Source organism: Parapedobacter sp. (assembly GCF_053550995.1).
Map to the genome: position 1 here is coordinate 1 of NZ_JBMQOC010000052.1, position 21,530 is coordinate 21,530.

A 21,530-nucleotide genomic window follows, 5' to 3' on the forward strand; every position below is an offset into this window, starting at 1 on the left:
AGACTGTGGGCGGCTTACCCTACGCTGTTTCGCACGCGTGCTTGGTAGCCCACCAGCACAACCTCTACCTCATGGGCGGACGAAAGCGGAACTCCGGGGGAGTTAGCGAATTTTACGACGGGGTGTGGCGCTACGAGGTGGCTACGGATAGGTGGACCGCACGATCACCCTTACCGGAACCGTTATCCGCTGCTACCGCCGTCGCCATGGGCGATGATGACATCCTTTTCATGGGGGGCGATGATGGTGGCACGTTCCGCCAGGTGGAACGCACCATAGCGGCCGTTACCCAAGAAACAGACACCACGCGGCAAGTCGGCCTGACGCAACAGAAAATCGCATTGCTCGAAAACCATCCGGGGTTTGGTGGTGCGGTACTGCGGTACGATACCCAAGATGATACGTGGCATGCCGATAGTGAAATCGCGCCGACTGCGCCGGTAACCACCACCGCTGTTTGGTGGCACGGCAACCTATACTTACCCAGTGGTGAAATCAGGGCAGGCATAAGGACACCCAATGTTTGGATTCGTAAAAACACCGCCAACCCAACAAATCAACCCATCAGACCATGACAAAAAAACAACTATATCCGTGGGTGGTAGTCGGTCTGCTATGGGTGGTAGCCCTACTGAATTATATGGACAGGCAAATGCTATCCACTATGCGGCCAGCCATGGAAGGCGACATCACCGAGCTGCAGACGGCTGCAAATTTCGGTCGGTTAATGGCGGTTTTCCTTTGGGTCTACGGACTTATGAGTCCGGCGGCCGGCATGGTTGCCGACAAGGTTAACCGCAAATGGCTCATCGTAACCAGTCTCTTTGTATGGTCGGGCGTTACCTTTGCCATGGGCCATGCCAACAGTTTCCAGCAACTGTATTGGCTGCGTGCCGTTATGGGCGTTAGCGAGGCCCTGTACATTCCGGCAGGTCTGGCACTGATTTCCGATTTCCATCCTTCCAAAACACGATCGTTGGCGGTGGGTATTCACATGACGGGACTTTATATGGGCCAGGCAATGGGCGGATTCGGAGCAACCGTCGCCGCAGCCTACTCATGGCAATCGGCCTTCCATGCCTTTGGCTTAATCGGTGTGTGCTATGCCGTTTTGCTGGCTTTCCTCCTGCGTGAGAAAACTCATATACCCACCGCTCCCGCACAAAAAAGACCTCCGCTATTCAAAGGTTTCGCCGTGTTGTTCTCCAACATGGCTTTTTGGGTTATCCTCCTCTACTTTGCCATTCCCAGCTTACCGGGGTGGGCCACCAAAAACTGGCTCCCAACACTTTTTGCTGATAACCTGGGTATCGATATGGCTACCGCCGGACCCTTGTCGACAATTACCATCGCGGTATCGTCGTTTATCGGCGTCATTATCGGAGGCATCCTGTCCGACCGCTGGGTGCAACGCAATGTGCGCGGACGGGTGTACACCAGTGCCATCGGTATCTGCCTGACCATCCCCGCCATCATGCTGATCGGGTTTGGGCATTCCACGATGCACATTGTCGGTGCCGCCGTTTGCTTCGGAGTGGGCTTCGGTATGTTCGACGCCAACAACATGCCCATATTATGCCAGTTCGTTCCGGCGAAATACCGCGCTACAGGTTATGGGATCATGAACATGGTGGGTGTATTTTCTGGTGCGTTCATCACCAACTTGCTGGGCAAATCGGCGGACGCAGGTCATCTTGGGCGCGATTTTGCCTTACTTGCCGGCACCGTGTTGGTGGCAGTAATCATCCAGTTGGCACTCCTCAGACCAAAAGCAAATGATTATGACGATACGATGGCAGCGAATACCTGATAACGAACGACACGTGGTGCGATGGGGTACATCCTTTTGTGCGTTGCCTGCTTAGCTACGCAAGCGGTTGCGCTCGGGAAGCCCATCAAGGTGGCCTGCATCGGCAACTCGGTAACGGCAGGATGGGGTTTGCAAGATACCGCTACAAGCGCATACCCCGCGCAGTTACAGTCGCTATTGGGCGGTGGCTACAGCGTGGCAAACTTCGGCCATAGCGGGGCAACACTGCTGCGCCACGGCCACAACCCCTATGAACGGACAGCGGCTTTTTCGCGAGCCGTCGCCTTTGCCCCTGACATTGCTATTATCCATCTCGGCCTAAACGATACCGACCCCCGGAATTGGCCGAACTATCGGGACGACTTTGTGGCTGACTATGGCTGGCTCGTGGATACACTCAGAACCGTCAATCCCGCGATGCATGTCTTTATATGTCGACTTACGCCGATTTTCAGCGGACACCCTCGATTCAAATCCAGCACACGCGAATGGTATTGGCAAATCCAGGCACGCTTACCCGAAATTGCCGAGCATTACCAGGTTGGACTCATTGATCTACATACTCCGCTGTACCACCGGCCTGACCTTTTCGACGACAACCTTCACCCCGACGCCACCGGCGCGAGCATTATCGCTCGAACGGTGTATGCCAAGCTCACGGGCGATTTCGGCGGATTGCAACTACCCCCCATTTTTGCTAACCACATGGTCATCCAACGCAACAAGCCCATCCGTATATACGGTACAGCTGATGCCGCCGAAACCGTCGAAGTGGAATTCGCTGGCCACGTACAAGTTGTCCAAACCGATACAGATGGCCAGTGGGCTGTCATCTTCGACCCTATGGAAGCAGGCGGTCCCCACCGGCTTACCATCCGCGATGCGCATCAATCCATCGCGCTGCATGACATTCTTATCGGCGATGTATGGCTATGTAGCGGCCAATCCAATATGGCCTTCCCCCTGCGCGCCGCCACAGGCGGAGACAGTCTAGCGGCCATAACCAGCGCCCACGGGCAACTGCGGCTGGCCCGATTCCAGCCATTGAAAGAAACGAACAATGAAGCTTGGGATGCGGGGACACTTCAGCAGGTAAATGAATTGAACTATTTTTCCGGTGACTGGACGGTCGCTTCACCTACTACCGCTCGTGACTTTTCGGCCGTGGCTTATGCCTTCGGCACCCGCGTCTTACACGAAACAAACGTACCCATAGGGCTCATCCAAGTCGCTGTCGGTGGCTCGGGCATAGAATCGTGGGTAGACCGTTACACACTGGAGCATGACCCGTTACTGATAGACATGCTCAATGGTTGGCGGACGTCCGATTTTCTTATGCCGTGGTGCCGGGAGCGCGCAGCGGTAAATCTCGCGCACGCCACCCGGCCCAAGCAACGCCACCCCTACGAACCGGCCTACAACTTCGAAGCGGGGATCGCACATCTTGCAGGCATGTCCATCAGCGGCGTGCTGTGGTATCAAGGCGAGAGCAATGCGCAGAACTCGGAATTGTACCCGTCCCTGTTCGCCGCCCTTGTAGAAAGCTGGCGGCGACGATGGGGCGATTCACTGCCCTTCTATTACGTACAACTGTCTAGCATCGACCGCTCTTCGTGGCCCCGCTTCCGGAATATGCAACGGCAATTGCAACACGCGATTCCCAACGTATGGATGGCAGTAAGTTCCGATTTGGGCGATTCGCTTGATGTGCACCCACGCCACAAACTGCCCATCGGCAAGCGGCTGGCGGATTTGGCCCTTTCGCACACCTACCATCGGGACATCCCAGCGGCTACGGCAGAGGTAAGTGACATCAAGTGGCAAAATGGGGAGCTCGTACTGATATTTAGCAACACGGATAGCCTCACTACACGCGGTGGGAAACCGCTAGTCGGCTTCGAATACGTGACAAAACTTGGTGTCGCCATCACCATACAGGGACGAATTAGCGGTAACAAAGTATTCTTGCCTCTTCCACAAGGCGTCGCGATCCACGCCGTGCGTTATGCTTGGCAACCGTTCACACGGGCCAACTTAGAAAGTGCCTACGGGGTTCCGGTATCCACATTTTACAAAACCATTAACTGATATAAACGTGTACACACGCAATGAATTAACCGCATTACGGGATTTTTACCGAGCGCAACTGCTCGAAGATACCGTACCCTTTTGGTTTCCACGTTCGTACGACCATGAACACGGGGGCTTCCTGTTCATGCGAGACGCCGATGGCAGCCTCATCGACGACGACAAGGCCGTATGGATACAGGGGCGGGCAACGTGGTTATTGGCAACGTTGTACCTTACCGTGGAGCAGCGCCCGGAATGGCTGGAAGGGGCGAAATTGGGATATGACTTTCTCGTAAACCATTGTTTCGATGACGACGGGCGTATGTTCTTCCATGTCGCCCGCGACGGAAAACCGATCCGGAAGCGGCGTTATTTCTTCTCCGAAACGTTTGCCGTCATCGCCTTCGCAGCCTATGCGCGAGCCAGCGGCGATCCAGATGCCGCCCGCCGGGCACGGGAGTTGTTCGGCCGCTGCATGGACCATGCTGCGGGCAAAACCGCACTTCCCCCCAAATTTACCGACACCCGTCCTACGCGCGGCATCGGTGTGCCGATGATCTTGATCAACACCGCCCAACAACTGCGGCAAACCATCGGCGATGACCGTTGCGACACGGCCATCACCGACTGGATCGACACGATCGCGACGCACTTCGTAAAAGACGACATCCGCTGTGTGATGGAGCAGGTCGCCCCCGACGGCGATATCATCGACCACATCGATGGCCGGACACTCAACCCCGGCCATGCCATCGAAGGGGCTTGGTTCGTGCTGCATGAAGCAAAAGCCCGCGGCAACGACGCCCGATTGATCAAGCTTGGGTGTAACATGCTCGATTACATGTGGGCACGTGGCTGGGATGCCGAACATGGCGGGATCCGCTATTTTACGGATGTTTACGGCAAACCCGTGCAGGAATACTGGCATGACATGAAATTCTGGTGGCCGCAAAACGAAGCGATCATCGCAACGCTGCTGGCCTATACGCTTACCGGCGACAAAAAGTACGCGCGGTGGCATCAACTGATACATAACTATGCCTACGCACATTTCCACGACAAGCTGCACGGCGAGTGGTTTGGTTACCTGCATCGGGACGGGCGGGTATCGCAGCCTGCAAAAGGCAACCTGTTCAAAGGGCCGTTCCACTTGCCGCGGCAAGAGTGGTACTGCTACCAGCTCTTGGAGGAATTTCTAAAATAAGTATATTTAGTTACCGGTATGGATTCATTAAAAAAACACAAACAGCAAACGGCATGAAAAAAACATATTCAAAAAGAAACGCGTTGGTCCTCCTGGCCATGGCTTTTGCCTGGATCGGTTGCGCGCAAACCGACAACGACATCCCCGTATTCCTTTCGGGCAACGACGGGTATGAAAGTTACCGTATCCCCGCCATCATCCGTGCGCCCAATGGCGACCTCCTTGCGTTTTGCGAAGGGCGGGTACACGGTGCGGGCGACTTCGGGGATATCGACATCGTGTTGAAACGGAGTAGCGACAATGGGGAAACGTGGAGCCCCCTCCACCGGGTGGTCGATTACGACACCCTCCAAGCCGGTAATCCCGCACCGGTGGTCGACCTCCTGGACCCATCGTACCCCGAGGGGCGGATTTTTCTCTTTTACAATACGGGCAATAACCACGAAGGGGAAGTTCGGAAAGGGCTTGGCTTGCGTGAGGTCTGGTTCATCACATCGACCGATGGTGGCCACACCTGGTCCGAAGCCACCAACATCACCACACAGGTACACCGGCCCAACCATCCCGATACCAACCCGGCCTATCGCTTCACGGAAGATTGGCGGAGCTATGCCAATACACCCGGCCAGGGCATGCAGTTTGACCAGGGCCAGTTCAGGGGACGCATATACATCGCCGCCAACCATTCGTCGGGCACGCCGCAAAAAGCGTTCAGGGATTACAACGCGCACGGTTATTACACCGACGACCACGGTCAAACCTTCCACCTGAGCGAGGTTGTCCCGTTCGAGGGCAGCAATGAATCCATGGCCGCGCTTATCCACGGCGACACGTTACTGATGAACTCACGCAACCAACAGGGGCATGTACGTAGCCGCATTATCTCGTTAAGCAGCGACGGGGGGGCTACCTGGGACACGACCTATTACGACCGGCAATTGCCCGATCCGGTTAACCAAGGGAGCCTGCTCGCGTTCAACGGTCAAGACGGCAGCCGGCTGCTGGCATTCTGCAACACCGCCGATACGGCGCGCAGGGATAACCTCACGCTGCGCATCAGCAGGGACGGAGGCAAAACCTGGTTTTTCAACCAAAGCATCGCCAAAGCACCCGAAGGATACCGCGGTGCCTATGCGGCGTATTCCGACATCGTGAAGACTGGCCATAGCCGCCTCGGCGTCCTTTTTGAAAAGGATGGTTATAAACAGATTGTATTCAGGGATATCGATTGGAAATAGCACCCATGAAACGAATTATCTGGATTTGGCTACTGTTGGGTGCGACGACGTCAGGCATCGGCAAACCAACCGAATCGGAAAAGCCCCGGTTAATACCACTGCCGCAACAATTGACATGGCGTAGCGGTGGGTTCGACCTAGCCGCGTGCGGTGCGATCGCCATCCTTGACCGCGCTTTACGGCCCGAGGCAGAACACCTCCATCACGCACTGAAACTCCAAGGAACGCGTATCGCGGCCCAGCCGGGCGACGGACCTTCCATTGTGCTTGAGGTGGCGGAGGTCACAGCGCCCCTGCAACCGGACGAGGCTTATTCCCTGGTTGTCTCGCCCCTACGCATCCATGTCAAGGCAAACACCAGAAAAGGGATCTTTTACGCCATCCAAACTTTGCGGCAACTAAAGCAGGGCGGCAACATCCCGGCATGCGAAATCACCGATTGGCCGGCGTTCGCCTGGCGCGGCTACCTCGTCGACGTGGGGAGGAACTTCCAGTCTATGGAACTACTTAAGGAGCAGATTGACGTGATGGCCGCCTATAAGCTTAATGTTTTCCATTTCCATTTTACGGAGGACATCGCATGGCGTTTACAGTCCAAACGTTACCCGGCCCTCACGGCTCCCGAAAACATGTTGCGCAACCCGGGCGCATATTATACGGAAGCGGACCTGCACGAACTGATCAGCTACTGCAAAGAGCGGCACATCATGTTGCTGCCCGAAATCGATATGCCCGGCCATAGCGCCGCCTTCCGGCGGGCCCTGGGCGTGGATATGCAGCATGAAGAAGGAATGGTCGCCATCAAAAGCATTCTCGAGGAGTTTTGCGACACCTACGAATTCACGTATATCCACATCGGAGGTGACGAAGTGGAAATCACTAACGATCGATTCCTTCCCGAAATGGTGGCCTATCTGGAAAGCCGCGGCAAACGAACGGTTGGCTGGGATCCGGGCGGCAATCTTCCTAAAAGTACCATCCGCCAGTGCTGGATGGGGGGCGAAAAATCCATACCGGATACCGCCTCTTCCCTTTACATCGACTCCAAGCACTTATACCTCAATCACATGGACCCGCTAGAAACGGTGCCGACGATTTTCTATCGGCAAATCGGCGGGCAGCAGGCAGGGCATCGCTCCCTTTTGGGCGGCATCGTTTGTTCCTGGCCCGACCGGGCCGTTGCCGACGAACGGCACACCCTTTGGCAAAACGCCATTTACCCGGGCTTGGTCACCTTCGGAGAACGCAGCTGGCGGGGCGGAGGGCATAGGGGGTGGCGAGCGAACGTCGGACGGACAACGGAGCCTGAACGGATTGCCGAATTCGCCGCTTATGAAGAACGGCTAATGGACCACAAAGAACGCTATTTCGCCAACAAACCCTTTCCGTATGTACGGCAATCAACATTGGAATGGAAGTTTTACGGGCCCTTTCCCAACGGCGGCGACTTGGCGAAATCGTTCGTTCCGGAGACGGAAGGCTTCGCTTCCCAGAAACACGAACCGGCCTTCGGCGCTGTCGGTGCGACCTTAATCCTAAGGCATTGGTGGTCCGATATTATCCATGGATTGATTGACAGCGCCCGTGAAAACACGACCTGGTACGCGGTCACGCGCATATGGAGCGAAGCAGGAGGGGAGACTCCTTTTTGGATCGGTTTTGACAATTTTTCGCGGTCGTATGCATCGGATTCGCCTTTGGCGGGCACCTGGGACAACCGGGGCAGCCAGATTCGGGTAAATGGGTCGTTGATACCCGCGCCTTCCTGGCGACAAGCCGGCATGAAAGGCAACTTAGAAAAGCCGATGGTAGACGAGGGCTATTCTTTCCGGGAACCCACGCTTATCTTGCTGGAAAAGGGCTGGAACACGGTTGTCGTCAAACTGCCGGTCGCCAGTTTCCGTGGAAGCGACTGGCAAAACCCGGTGAAGTGGATGTTCACCTTTACGCCGCTGCCCGGGCATTAACGCGGCTGGCCGGGTAGTCCGCCTTTCCGCCGGAATTCGAACCACACCGCGGCAATCAGCCCCAATACCAGCAAAATCGATCCGATTAATGAAATGGTTTCCCCCAAGTGATAGGACCTCGGCTCAAACTTAAACTCCACCTGATGGTTCCCTCCCGGTAATTGCAAAGCGCGCAACACATAATTGGCCCGAAGGATAGGAAGTTCTTTGCCATCAACGAAGGCTTTCCAGCCTTTGTCATACCAAATTTCCGAAAATACCGCCAAGGCGTCGCGCGGGGTGGAATACTCATAGACCAAATGATCCGGCCGATATGATGTGAGCTTTATCGATGCATTTTCCGGTAGGCTCAGCCGGCTTTCATCCAACAACGGTTTGAACGCTTCATGGATAAATGCTTCTTTCGATGGATCGAATGCATTGATGGCCTCCATTTCTTCTTCGTTGCTTGCCACCATCGTCACTTTTTCCACAAACCAAGCGTTCCCCGCCGCGGTATTGCGCCGTTGGATGCGCTCGTTGTTCTCGTTATCGGCTGTAATCAGGTAGCGGGTGTTTAGCATGTCCAGCACATCCTCATTTATCGCGCGCGAAAATTGGTGTTCAATCAATTCCTGATAACGCATCAGTTTGGCCGCATGGTAACCACCGATGGACTTATGGAAATAGGAGGTGCGTGCATCGGCAAACGGGTTTGTTGTCATATCGAGCACCCGGTAATTGGGGTCTTTGTCCATTAAAATGAGCTTGTCCACTTCCCGCTCCGGATTAAACTGCCGAGTCAGTTGCAGCTTGTCTGCAAACCGGTCGTCATTCAGATAACGTTTATCAACCCCCCAAAGATCGATCAGCGTTACTATGCCCAGCAGCACCACCGCTACCCGCGCCTCCAACTTGTTTTTAATTAGCAACCATACCAACGCAAATGTTGCCGCCACAAAAAGGAACGAGCGAAATGCATCGGCCCGTGCCAATGATACCCGGTCTTTCACCAACGCCGCCATCAACTCATTGGCAAAGGTATTGTCTTGCAGCTGCTGGCCGTACTGCGCAGTCATGGCTTGGTGGTTGGAGCTTTTGAAACTCAAAAACAGATCGGGTAGTGCGGCAATCAGCAAGGCAATACCACCTACGCCATAAAACACGTATAATGCTTTCTTATCCAGTTTTTTGATAACCGTTCCATTTTTTATGAGCTCGTTGATGGAAAGCACAGCCAACACGGGAACCAAAAGGGTGGCAATAATCAAGATAGACTCTACCGCCCTGAACTTATTGTACATCGGAAAGTAGTAGAAGAACAAGTCGGAAACCAACGGGAAATGCCGTCCGAATGACAGCAGCAATACCAGTGCGGTAGCACCCGCCAGCCACCATTTGATGCGGCCCGGCACGATAATCAAGCCCAGAACAAACAGAAACATGATACCGGCGCCGAAATACCAAGGCCCGGATGTACCCGGCTTTTCACCCCAGTAAGTGGGTAGGTTGGCCACAAACTGCGCTGCTTGGTTAGGATCGGCACCTTTGCCTACGACTAGCCTAGCTACATTTGATTGGCCGTCTAACCGCGTGGACATGCCACCACCATACGCGTTAGGTATTAAGAATGTCACACTTTCGCCTACGCCTTGGCTCCAATGATAGGCATAATCGCGGCTCACGCCGTTGTCTGCCCGTTGTGTGTTCTCGGTTTTCAGGTTCGCTTTTCCCCTCAGCGTTTCTTTGCTGTATTCATAAGTGGGCCACAAGAGCGAAGCGTTTACCGCGATGGCAACCACCACTGCTGCCACCTGGTAAGCGATGGCCCTGCCAAAAGCCAGCAGGCGTTTCTCGCGGATGGCTCCGTAGGCTTCTATGCCCACCAAAATCAAGGCTGCCAGAAACAGGTAATACGTTACTTGGATATGATTGACACGGATCTCGAGCGCCATGGCCAACGCCAACAACACCGCACCCCACAGGTATTTACCACGGAAAGCCAACAGGATACCAGCCAATATCGGCGCCATGAACGCAATCGCATACGTCTTATTGGCATGGCCCGCCTCGATATAGATGAAGTTGTATGACGAAAAGGCGAATGCAATCGCACCAACAGCCGCGAGCCAGGGTTTCACCCGGAGTACGCTAAACAAAAGGTAAGCACCCAGCAAATAAAGCAGCACCACATCGATGGGGTGTGGAAACACCCCTTTGAAACCATGCATGAGGTACGTGGTGATGTTACTGGGCAACTCCATCAATACCTGATAGGACGGCATCCCGCTAAACATGGAGTTTGTCCATAGCGGCATATCGCCATCGCGCGCCTTGATATTCAGTATTTCTTGCTGTCCCGCCTGTGCCTGCAATACGTCGTGCTGGTACAATACCTTACCCTGCCACGCGGGCGGGAAATAGATAAACGTGATCGCGATAAAAATACCGATCATCGCCAAGTGGATTGAGTTATTGTTGAACCAAGTTTTCATTAGAATAATTTGTCTCTTTAACGACAATGAAGCCCGCATAAATTTTCATGTTCCCTTATTTATGGCAATTTATGCAGGTTTCATTCAATGGTTTCAATTAGGGTAACTTACTTTTCGAATAAACGCCAAACTTAGATAAAATGCGCGGTATTCACGCGCTCCGCTCAATAAAAATATCATCGCCCACCTACTCGCCTTTTTGGATGAGTCGGTTGATGTCTTTCAACTCACCAAACAGTACCAGGATATCATCCCCGGCCAGCACCGTATCCGACTGTGCGATGCCCGTGGCTTCGGTGCTCACCTTCATTTTGCCTCCTTCCAGCGTTTCGGTCGATTTAATCGTTGTAAGTACAATGACTTTGAATTTATTGGTCAGGTTCGCTTCTTTCAACGTCATTCCGACGTATCGAGTAGGCACCTTGGTTTCAATGATGCTGTACCGCTCGGATATCTTGAACGAATCCACGATATCGGTATTGTCCAATCGCATAGCCAACCGCGCCGCAGACTCCTCTTCCGGCATGATATATTCATCGATATCCATGGCTTCCATTACCTTTTTCTGTAGGTCGGAAACGACGCGGCCGATAATCCGTTTCACTTGAAGTTGTTTCAAGAGCGCTGTCGTCAATAATGACGCCCCTTCGTCTTCACCGATGGCTACAATTACGCCGTGGGCGTCTTTCAGGGGCAGTGCGCTAACAGCATCTATATCTGTACTATCCAAGCAGACCGTATGCGTGATTTTTTCTTTTAACTGTTCCACCTTTGCCATGCGGTTATCCACGCCGATCACCTCATGGCCCAGTTCGGTAAGCCGGATAGCCAGCGATTTTCCAAAATTACCAAGGCCCAATACGATATACTTCATAAGATGTGTTTTAGAACAATACTTTTTCTTGTGGATACTTGAAATTCCGATTCCCTGTATTCTTGATTAAAGCCACCAGCAGTGTCAGCAACCCAACGCGACCAATAAACATGGTGCATGCGATAACCACTTTCCCCCCATCACTGAGTTCGGGTGTAATACCCAACGTGAGTCCGCAAGTGGCGTAAGCTGAAAAACACTCAAAAGCAATATTTAACAACCCTTTATCGCCATCGGTAATCGTTAATATAAAAACGGCGGTGCCAATGGTTACCAAAGATAACGCAATAACCGCAAAGGCTTTGCTGACCGCATCGTTTGAAATTTTACGCCTGAAAATCTCCAAGTCGTCCTTTCCCCTTGCCAAACCGATAATGTTGAGACATGCCACCGCAAATGTCGTGGTTTTGATACCTCCTCCCGTCGAACCTGGAGAGGCACCGATCCACATCAAAAACATCATCAATGTGACCGTTGGAAACGTAAGGGCTGCCATATCCGATGCATTGAATCCGGCGGTCCGGACGGTCGTTCCCATAAAAAAGGCCGATACGAACTTCCCCCATAGCGTCTGGTGCTCCACAAGTGTTTGGTTATATTCCAAAAGAAACGTACCTAATGTACCGAGGACGATAAGAAAAAAAGTGGTCCATCCAACCAACCGCGAATTGAAACTGATGACCCAAGCCCGATAGCTGAACGGCCTCCCGTAAGCCACGCGCTTAACCACATTGATTGCCCAACGCTTGATGAATGTATAGACATTGAGCACAATAGCGAATCCCAGCCCTCCCAAAATAAACAATGCCGCGATAACAAGCTGTAGGTTGTAATTGAACCGTAGTAAAGGATTATGGATGCCGTCGTTTACGGTTGAGAAACCTGCATTGCAGAAAGCAGAAACGGCATGAAAAATCGAGAAAAACAGACGCTCACCTTTGGACTCAAAGTCGGCAGGTTCCATGCTGAAGTAAATCAATGTCGCTCCTATGGCCTCGAAAAACAAGGTTATAAACACAATCTTAAACAATGTGTTTATAACCGATCCCACTTTATTATGTCCGAGGATCTCACTGTACATCAGTTGGTTCTTATACGAAAATCCGCCCGAAAAAAAATAGCCGAAAAACCCTGTGAAAGTCATGATACCCAAGCCGCCCAACTGTACGAGTACCACCAATACGGTTTGTCCAAATCCCGTTAACTGGGTAGACACATCGATGACTGAGAGGCCGGTGATGCAGACCGCGCTGGTAGCCATGAACAACGCATCCACAAACTTCAACGGTTGGTCCGGTGTGGTTCGGGGCAGCATCAGCAAGAGCGTCCCCACAAGAATCAGCACCAAAAAGCTGATGACAAACAAGATGGTCGGGTTGAAATAAAAGTTGTCGAAAAAGAGGCTGCTTTTAGACAATTCCGTAAGAAAGATGGCAAATATACCCAGGTAGAGCCACTCATCGTTCTGAAGAAAGGAAAGATGCGGTTCTCCGGTTATCCTAGCTAAAATAACCGTCAAGAAATACAGTGATAGCACCAAGCCCCCATAATGGGCAACACTCACTTTACGATCTGCCAAAATGGAACAACCCATGCGGACCGTGCCAAGGAAAAACAATCCGTAAAACAACCACCTGATGATGAGCGCAAACTGCCGCGCCATCGCTTTGTCTGTATTGTATCCTAAGTGGAACAGCACGACCAGAGCGCACACCAAGCTGACATAAAGCATCACCCGGTCTACCGTCTTTTCCTGATATTTAAAAATATACTTGATGCGGCTTAGCATAGCAACGCGTTTAGCGCTCGATGAGCTCGATGTGGTACAGCTTGCTCCAAAGCTTACCGGTTACAAACAGCCTGTCTCCATTGCGATCGTAAGCTATCCCATTAAGTTCGTTGTTGTAATCCGCTTTGTCGGGATAAATACCGATTAAGTTGATTTCCCCTTCCACGGCGCCGGTTTTGGGGTCGATAATAACGATGATGTCTTTCGTATACACATTGGCATAGATCTTACCATCGATGTATTCCAGCTCGTTTAGGCTATCCAGCGGCCCTTTGTCATCGTACACTTCGACGAACCCCTCTTCGGCATAGGTGTCTTTGTTGAGAAAGTAAAGGCGGCTGGTGCCGTCCGATTTGATCAGCCGCGCACCGTCATAACACAGCCCCCATCCTTCCTTGCTTTGTCCGTAGGTAAATTCACCGGTCCTGGCGAATGTGTTTTTATTGTACACGAACCCCACGTTGCTCCGCCACGTCAGCTGGATGATTTTATCATCGACCAAGGTTAACCCTTCGCCGAAATACCGCGTATCCAGTTCGATTTTCTGAAGCACCTCACCGTTCTGGTAATTCACTTTGCGGAGCGACGATTTACCACTCTGCCCTGTACTTTCAAAACCTGTACTTTCGTATAACGCACCGCTTCCGTCAAATTCAAGGCCCTGGGTGTATGCGTTAACATCATGGGGGTATTCGGCAACGACCTTGAAGCTGTACCGTTCCGGGGTCGGCGGCACCACCACGATGTTGCTATACGCCACCCGCTCTTCGCCATCGTGATAAAGCTTGGCGCTGAGCGTCCGGCTACCGAAAGCAGCGTTTTCGGTACTGAGGCTCACCACCGTGCTGTCGGTCTTACGTGCCATCACCTTGCCATCCATGGTGTATACCACGGAATCGAATGCCGACACATCTTCGGGAAACACCAACTTCATGGGCACCGATTCGCCCAATGGAACCAGTGTGCCGGCCTCCGGCGTATCGAACCGGAACTTGGATGCTTTTTTCTTCGTCTGGCAAGCAGTGACAAAAACGAACAACATCAACGGTATATAGAAGATTAATCTGTTCATGCGGACAAACTTAATTATTTTTCTTTGCGAACGACCGCCACGATTTTAGTCTGGCCAAAACGCGTCGCGGATCAATCGCATATTATAGGTGTTATTTTTTTTCGAATATAAGATGGAAACCACATCAAACCGGATTTCCCCGCCGTATTTCATGGCCGCGATATATTGGTTCGCGGCGCGCGTGAGTTTGGCTTGCTTCGCATAGTCGACAAATTCATAAGGCATCCCAAAGACATGGCTGGCCCGGGTTTTCACTTCCACAAAAACCAGTATATCCCCGTCATCGGCAATGATATCGACTTCTAGATTTTTATACCGCCAGTTTTGGTGCCTGATCCGGTACCCCCGCTGTAGCAGCAATGTTACTGCCGCGTCTTCTCCCTGTTTGCCTTTCTGACGCGTATTCATTCACTTGACCACGATGGTGCCTAATTTTTCGGCAATGATTTTCGACACATCTTTCAATTTCTGGTAGTTCGCTAGCATGATTTCCATATTAGTGGTATCTGTTTCATCTTTCAAATCTTCCCGTAGTCGTAAGATCTGCTGTTCCACCTTTCGCTTTTTGATCCGGTAAATCGCCCCGTAAACGAGGTCTTCCAGCCGCTCCGACTCATGCGACACGTAAATTTTACGTTTTTCATCATTCCAATTGGGGCTCAGGCTGTACTTGGTGGCAAGCAGATCGATTGCCAGGTCCGCGATGGCGCGATTGCGATGGGCAACAAATGTCCGCTCATCCGGAAGCTCACCGCGGTTGATAAATTCACGGTAAATGCCCATAACGGCGAGGCAGGCGGGGTCATCGAACGACACGTCGTTCAAGCCGCTCAGCAGCAGTGGCGCAATGGGCACGTCGCCTTCTTCCCATGACGCGGGCCGGCTACCATAGTGAAGCAATATCCGTACGATTTCGCGTTCATGCAGCACGTCGGACGAAACGGTTTCAACCGGCAGTGGCGCCGGGGGGGCGTCCGCGGCAATGGTTTCTGCGGACCGTGGCGTAGGCAACGGTTCCACGTTGCGGTCGGTTTTCTTCGCGCGGCCTATCCGGAGTTTGTTCAGCTCAGCGATGAGCAGGCGTTCCTCGATGTCGAGTAGCACACTGCATTCGCGGATAAACACGGAAGCCTTGATGGCATCCGGGATGAGGGCGATGCTTTCCACCACATCGTGGATGACGCCGGCGCGCTTTATCGGATCATTCGCCGCATCACGCAGCAGCACATGGGTTTTATAGAAGATAAAGTCCTGCTGATGCTCAGCAATGTATTGCTTGAACGCTGTGGAGCCGAATTGCTGTACATACGAATCGGGGTCATTACCATCCGGGAAGAGCAATACTTTTACGTTGAGACCTTCCTCCAACAGCATATCCGTACCACGTAGCGACGCCTTGATGCCGGCCTCATCGCCATCATAGAGAATAGTCACGTTCTTGGTATACCGTGAAATCAACCTCACCTGTCCACTGGTAAGTGAAGTGCCGGATGACGAAACCACGTTTTCCACCCCTGCCTGATGCATGGACAAAACATCGGCATAGCCTTCCACTAGGTAACAATTGTCCGCGTCGAGGATGGGCTTCTTGGCAAGGTAAAGGCCATATAAGACATCCGATTTGTGGTAAACCTCACTTTCCGGCGAGTTGACATACTTAGGGGTTTTCTTATCTGTTTTCAGCGTACGTCCGCCAAAACCCAATATTCGCCCCGTGAGGTTGTGTATGGGAAACATCACGCGACCGCGGAAACGGTCGTACACACCGCCATCGTCTTTGCGGATGATGAGGCCTGTTGCCTCCATGAACTCATCTTTATACCCCTCCGCTTTCGCCCGATCATACAGGGCCGTCCATCCTTCCGGCGAATAGCCCAATTCAAACTTCTGTATAATGTCATCCCGGTATCCTCGCTCGCGGAAATAATTGAGCCCAATGGTGCGGCCATCTTCCGTATCCCACAAGGTCTCCTTGAAGAATTTCCCCGCCCAATTGGTTACAATAAAGAGGCTCTCGCGCTTATCCTGTGCGGCAACCTGCTCGGGGGTACGCTCGGTTTCCTCAACGTCGATGTGATATTTCTGGGCGAGGTACTTCAGTGCTTCCGGATAGGAGTACTTCTCGTGCTCCATGACGAACCGTACCGAATCGCCGCCCGCCCCACAGCCGAAACACTTATAAATTCCTTTGCTTACTGAGACGTTGAATGAGGGTGTCTTCTCATTGTGGAAGGGACATAACCCAATCAATGACGTGCCCCGCTTTTTGAGGTCCACGAAGTCGCCGACCACCTCTTCGACCCGGGCAGCGTCCAATATTTTATCAACCACTTCTTGCTTAATCACACGCCACTATTTGGTAGGGTAAAATTAATGAATAAGGAAGAACTACCAAGAATATCCTGAAAATATTGCGCTTTGTAGTAAACAGGCCACATCAAAGCAAGCCGTTACTTAGTTTATTTCCTATTTTTGCCACGCGAGAGAAGAAGCATCTTTTCCTACGTGGAGATTAATTTGGAAACACGATGAAGATAAAAAACATATGCTGTATCGGAGCCGGCTACGTTGGCGGCCCCACCATGTCGGTGATTGCCCAGCAATGCCCGGAGATTACCGTAACGATCGTGGACATCAATGCCGAGCGCATCGCCGCCTGGAACGCCGGGGACCTTTCGAAGCTTCCGGTATACGAGCCGGGGCTCGACGCGGTGGTGGCCGAGGCCCGGGGGCGCAACCTGTTCTTCTCCACCGATGTGGAGGCAGCCATCGCCGCGGCCGACATGATCTTCATCTCGGTGAACACGCCCACCAAGACCTACGGCAAGGGCAAGGGCATGGCGGCCGACCTGAAATACATCGAGCTCTGCGCCCGGCAGATCGCCGCGGTGGCCACCGGCGACAAGATCGTGGTGGAGAAGTCGACCCTGCCCGTACGCACCGCCGAGACGCTCAAGAGCATCCTGCACAATACGGGCAACGGTGTGGGGTTCCACATCCTGTCCAACCCCGAGTTCCTGGCCGAGGGGACGGCCATCGCCGACCTGCACAAGCCCGACCGGGTGCTCATCGGCGGGGAGAACCCCGAAGCCGTGCAGGCGCTGGTGGATGTCTACGCGGCCTGGGTGCCCCGTGAGCGGATACTCACCACCAACCTGTGGTCCTCGGAGCTGTCCAAGCTCACGGCCAACGCCTTCCTGGCCCAGCGGGTGTCCTCCATCAACGCCATCTCCGAGCTCTGCGAGAAAACCGGCGCCAACGTGGACGAGGTGGCCCGTGCCATCGGCACCGACAGCCGCATCGGACCCAAATTCCTCAAGGCCTCCGTGGGCTTCGGGGGGTCCTGCTTCCAGAAGGACATCCTCAACCTGGTGTACATCGCCCGCAGCTACGGCCTGCACGAGGTGGCCCACTACTGGGAGCAGGTCATCGCCATGAACGACCACCAGAAGCGGCGCTTCGCCGACAACATCGTGCAGGCCATGTACAATACCGTCTCGGGCAAGAAGATCGCCTTCCTGGGGTGGGCCTTCAAAAAGGACACCAACGACACCCGCGAGTCGGCGGCCATCTACGTGGCCGACGCACTGCTCAACGAGGAGGCCAATATCGTCGTATACGACCCCAAGGTCTCCGCCGAGCAGGTGTATGCCGACCTGGATTACCTGGGCACGCGCAGCCCCGGGGAAAACCGCAAACTGGTGGAGGTGGTCACCGACCCCTACGATGCGGCCGACCGCGCACACGCCATTGCCGTGCTCACCGAATGGGATGAGTTCAAAGCGTACGACTGGCACCGCATCAAGGACCACATGATGAAGCCCGCTTTCGTGTTCGACGGCCGCAAACTACTGGGTGGAAACGACCTCCCAAGCATCGGCTTCCAGTATTATGCGATAGGGGAATGACGAATACAACAAATTAGTATCTTGATATTTTCTTCGTGTTATTAACCCGATAAACAGTATGTTTGCAGGCGAATAACGCTAAGATCAATGCGCCAGCAATTGTCTAAACATCCCCTTACCGCTGCCGGCATCCTCATCGCCCTAGGTATCATTTATGGCGATATCGGCACGTCCCCTTTATATGTTTTTAAAGCCATTGTTGGACAAGACACGATCAATCCCGCCCTCGTATATGGCGGCCTATCGTGTGTTTTTTGGACGCTCACGCTGCAAACGACCGTTAAATACGTCATCATCACCTTACGTGCGGACAATAAAGGGGAGGGTGGTATCCTTTCCCTTTTTTCCTTGGTGAGGAAAAACGGGAAATGGGTCGTATTCCCCGCCATGCTCGGCGGCGCAGCACTATTGGCCGATGGCATGATTACACCCGCCATCACCATTTCGTCCGCCATAGAAGGGCTGGTGATCTTCTATCCGCAATTGCAAACCGTTCCAATCGTGTTGGTCATCGTTGCGGTGCTTTTTTCTCTCCAGAGGTTCGGCACGGCCGTAGTGGGCCGTCTATTCGGGCCGGTCATGCTGATCTGGTTTTCCATGTTGGCGATACTGGGTTTTGCCCAACTGGTTGGCAATCCGGCCATACTTAAAGCAGTGAGTCCCCACTATGCCATCCAAACCATTATTAACCACCCCAATGCCCTTTTGATTATCGGCGCGGTCTTTCTATGTACCACCGGTGCGGAAGCACTATACTCCGATTTAGGCCATTGCGGGCTCAAGAACATCCGGGTTTCCTGGATATTCGTGAAAACCTGCTTACTATTCAATTACTTCGGGCAAGGAGCGTGGTTGCTTGGACACGATGGCGCATTGCTCGCCGGTAGCAATCCGTTTTATATGGTCATGCCTACATGGTTTGTTCCATATGGCATTTCGATAGCTACCATAGCGGCGGTGATTGCCAGTCAAGCGATGATTTCAGGTGCCTTTACCCTAGTAGCCGAGGCCGTGCGGCTCAACCTCTGGCCCAAGGTACGCATTGTGCACCCCAACTTACTCAAAGGCCAGCTTTACGTACCGTCGGCTAACTGGATTTTATTCATCGGCTGCATCATCGTCATCCTGGTGTTCCGCGAATCTGCACAGATGGAAGCGGCGTATGGGTTGGCCATAAACATCAGCTTTATGGTCACGACAACACTCATGACCGTTTTCCTTTTACAAAAGCGTATCCCGAAAGTATTAGCTATTAGTTTCCTTACCATATACCTCATTATCGAGTCTACCTTTTTCGTTGGCAATGTATCCAAATTCGCGCATGGTGGATGGCTAACGCTCTTGATAACGACTGTTATTTTTTCCATGATGCTTTGCTGGTGGTGGGCCAGGAAAATTAAAAACAGACACACCCGATTTGTGGACATCGCCGAATACATCCCTATTATCTCGGAGGTCGGGCAGGATAAATCCATCCCACTGTATGCATCGCAATTGGTCTACCTCACCAGTGCCAATTTCGACTCGGAAATCGAAGAAAGCATTATCTATTCCATGATCAGGAAGAAACCAAAAAGGGCGGATGTATACTGGTTGGTGCACGTGGACGTTACTGACTCGCCCCATACCGGCGAATACGAAATCACCCAATTAGTGCCAGGCCGGTTAATCCGGGTGGATTTTCGGTTGGGATTCCGTGACGAGCAGCGGATTAGTATTTTATTCCGTGAAATGGTAGAAAACCTTGTCGCCAATGGTGAAGTGGATATAAAAAGCAACTTTGATACGCTCCGCAAATACGATATGGATGGCGACTTTCGTTTCATCGTGCTTGAACGCGTTTTATTCAATACATCGGCATTCCGCTTTGCGGAGCGGATCGTATTGGATATCTACAACCTGTTAAAAACATTCAGCCTTTCCGAAGAGCGTGGTTTTGGCCTCGATTCCAGCTTTGTCACCGTTGAGCGGGTTCCACTGGTGGGTCCACCGGCTTTCCGGAAAAAGAAGTTGAAAAGGACAAAGTGATGAAACCGTGCGGGTAGTCAATTGCATATCACAACATTTTTATCTAAGTTTGCCTTCCAAAAATTGGATAAGCAAACAGACGTTGAAATGAGTTCGACACCGATAAAAAAAGAAACGTATTTGGAGTGGTATAAATCCATGCTGCTCATGCGCAAATTTGAAGAGAAGGCCGGTCAGTTGTACGGACAGCAGAAAATTCGTGGTTTTTGTCACCTCTATATCGGCCAAGAGGCCGTAGTAGCGGGCGCCATGTCGGTGTTACGGCCCGAAGATTCCATGATCACGGCCTACCGCTGCCACGCACATGCCATTGCCAAAGGTGTAACAGCGAATGCGGTTATGGCTGAGCTTTTCGGCAAAGCTACCGGATGCTCCAAAGGCAAGGGGGGGTCTATGCACCTTTTCAGCAAAGAACATAAATTCATGGGTGGGCACGGTATTGTGGGCGGCCAGATTGCACTCGGCGCAGGTATCGCGTTTGCGGAAAAGTATAACGGAGTGGACCAAGTCAATGTGTGTTACATGGGCGACGGGGCAGTAAGGCAAGGTGCGTTCAACGAAACCCTCAACATGGCGATGCTGTGGAAACTGCCCGTTATCTTCGTATGCGAAAACAACGGCTACGCCATGGGTACATCGGTAGGCCGTACAACGAACATGGTGGATATCTATAAGATGGGGCTGGGTTTCGACATGCCAAGCGCACCTGTAGATGGTATGGATGTGGTAGCCGTACACAATGCGATGGACGAAGCCGTGCAGCGCGCACGGAGTGGCGACGGACCCACATTTCTCGAAATGCGCACCTACCGGTACAAAGGGCACTCCATGTCTGACCCCGCGAAATACCGTACCAAGGAAGAACTGGAAGAATATAAAGGCCGCGACCCACTGATTGTAATCAAGGCGACCATCCTCGACAAGAAATATGCGAATGAGGAATGGTTTGCCGAGGTGGAGGCCGATGTGAAAAAGACGGTCGAGGAGTCTGTTAAGTTTGCCGAGGAGTCACCATACCCCGAAGTGGACGAACTGTATAAAGACGTGTATGTGCAGGACGATTACCCATATATCCTGGATTGAAGTATTTGAAGAT

At 52.6% G+C, this 21,530-nt stretch carries 15 protein-coding genes; 9 read left to right on the forward strand and 6 right to left on the reverse strand.

Going from position 1 to position 21,530, the window contains the following annotated elements:
* The 6 genes from ACO1NT_RS07405 to ACO1NT_RS07430 form a co-directional block, all read left to right on the forward strand.
* Positions 1-575, forward strand: a 575-nt coding sequence (locus ACO1NT_RS07405) for a kelch repeat-containing protein (protein ID WP_449047871.1), incomplete at its 5' end; no start/stop codon positions are given.
* Complete coding sequence (locus ACO1NT_RS07410; protein WP_449047872.1) at positions 572-1,810, forward strand: MFS transporter; 1,239 nt, start codon at positions 572-574, stop codon at positions 1,808-1,810. The genes ACO1NT_RS07405 and ACO1NT_RS07410, both read left to right, overlap by 4 nt.
* A 21-nt stretch (positions 1,811-1,831) precedes the next feature.
* Positions 1,832-3,898, forward strand: a complete 2,067-nt coding sequence (locus ACO1NT_RS07415; protein ID WP_449047874.1) for a GDSL-type esterase/lipase family protein — start codon at positions 1,832-1,834, stop codon at positions 3,896-3,898.
* A 7-nt stretch (positions 3,899-3,905) separates the two neighbouring features.
* A complete protein-coding gene (locus ACO1NT_RS07420; protein WP_449047875.1) occupies positions 3,906-5,084 on the forward strand; it encodes an AGE family epimerase/isomerase in 1,179 nt (392 codons plus the stop codon).
* Positions 5,085-5,137: 53 nt separating this feature from the next.
* Complete coding sequence (locus tag ACO1NT_RS07425) at positions 5,138-6,322, forward strand: sialidase family protein (RefSeq protein ID WP_449047876.1); 1,185 nt, start codon at positions 5,138-5,140, stop codon at positions 6,320-6,322.
* Positions 6,323-6,327: 5 nt separating this feature from the next.
* The gene (locus tag ACO1NT_RS07430) at positions 6,328-8,289 is read left to right on the forward strand and encodes a family 20 glycosylhydrolase (protein WP_449047877.1); all 1,962 of its coding nucleotides are present in this window, start codon (positions 6,328-6,330) and stop codon (positions 8,287-8,289) included.
* On the opposite strand, the gene ACO1NT_RS07435 is transcribed toward ACO1NT_RS07430, so the two are convergent.
* From ACO1NT_RS07435 to dnaG, 6 genes are all read right to left on the reverse strand, one after another.
* The gene (locus ACO1NT_RS07435; RefSeq protein ID WP_449047879.1) at positions 8,286-10,763 is read right to left on the reverse strand and encodes a YfhO family protein; all 2,478 of its coding nucleotides are present in this window, start codon (positions 10,761-10,763) and stop codon (positions 8,286-8,288) included. The genes ACO1NT_RS07430 and ACO1NT_RS07435 overlap by 4 nt on opposite strands.
* A 187-nt stretch (positions 10,764-10,950) precedes the next feature.
* Positions 10,951-11,637, reverse strand: a complete 687-nt coding sequence (locus ACO1NT_RS07440; protein WP_449047880.1) for a potassium channel family protein — start codon at positions 11,635-11,637, stop codon at positions 10,951-10,953.
* A gap of 10 nt (positions 11,638-11,647) precedes the next feature.
* Complete coding sequence (locus tag ACO1NT_RS07445) at positions 11,648-13,426, reverse strand: TrkH family potassium uptake protein (protein WP_449047882.1); 1,779 nt, start codon at positions 13,424-13,426, stop codon at positions 11,648-11,650.
* Between the two features lie 10 nt (positions 13,427-13,436).
* Entirely contained in the window at positions 13,437-14,498 is a 1,062-nt protein-coding gene (locus ACO1NT_RS07450) for a glutaminyl-peptide cyclotransferase (protein WP_449047883.1), read from the reverse strand.
* 45 nt (positions 14,499-14,543) lie between these two features.
* Complete coding sequence (locus tag ACO1NT_RS07455) at positions 14,544-14,906, reverse strand: YraN family protein (protein ID WP_449047885.1); 363 nt, start codon at positions 14,904-14,906, stop codon at positions 14,544-14,546.
* Complete coding sequence (dnaG, locus tag ACO1NT_RS07460) at positions 14,907-16,844, reverse strand: DNA primase (protein WP_449047886.1); 1,938 nt, start codon at positions 16,842-16,844, stop codon at positions 14,907-14,909.
* Between the two features lie 182 nt (positions 16,845-17,026).
* Here dnaG and ACO1NT_RS07465 point away from each other — a divergent pair, with 182 nt between their 5' ends.
* The 3 genes from ACO1NT_RS07465 to pdhA all read left to right on the forward strand — a co-directional run bounded on the left by ACO1NT_RS07465 (position 17,027) and on the right by pdhA (position 21,517).
* A complete protein-coding gene (locus ACO1NT_RS07465; protein WP_449047887.1) occupies positions 17,027-18,406 on the forward strand; it encodes a nucleotide sugar dehydrogenase in 1,380 nt (459 codons plus the stop codon).
* A gap of 87 nt (positions 18,407-18,493) precedes the next feature.
* Complete coding sequence (locus tag ACO1NT_RS07470; RefSeq protein WP_449047888.1) at positions 18,494-20,434, forward strand: KUP/HAK/KT family potassium transporter; 1,941 nt, start codon at positions 18,494-18,496, stop codon at positions 20,432-20,434.
* Between the two features lie 87 nt (positions 20,435-20,521).
* Positions 20,522-21,517, forward strand: a complete 996-nt coding sequence (gene pdhA / locus ACO1NT_RS07475; RefSeq protein WP_449047889.1) for a pyruvate dehydrogenase (acetyl-transferring) E1 component subunit alpha — start codon at positions 20,522-20,524, stop codon at positions 21,515-21,517.
* Positions 21,518-21,530 lie beyond the last annotated feature (13 nt).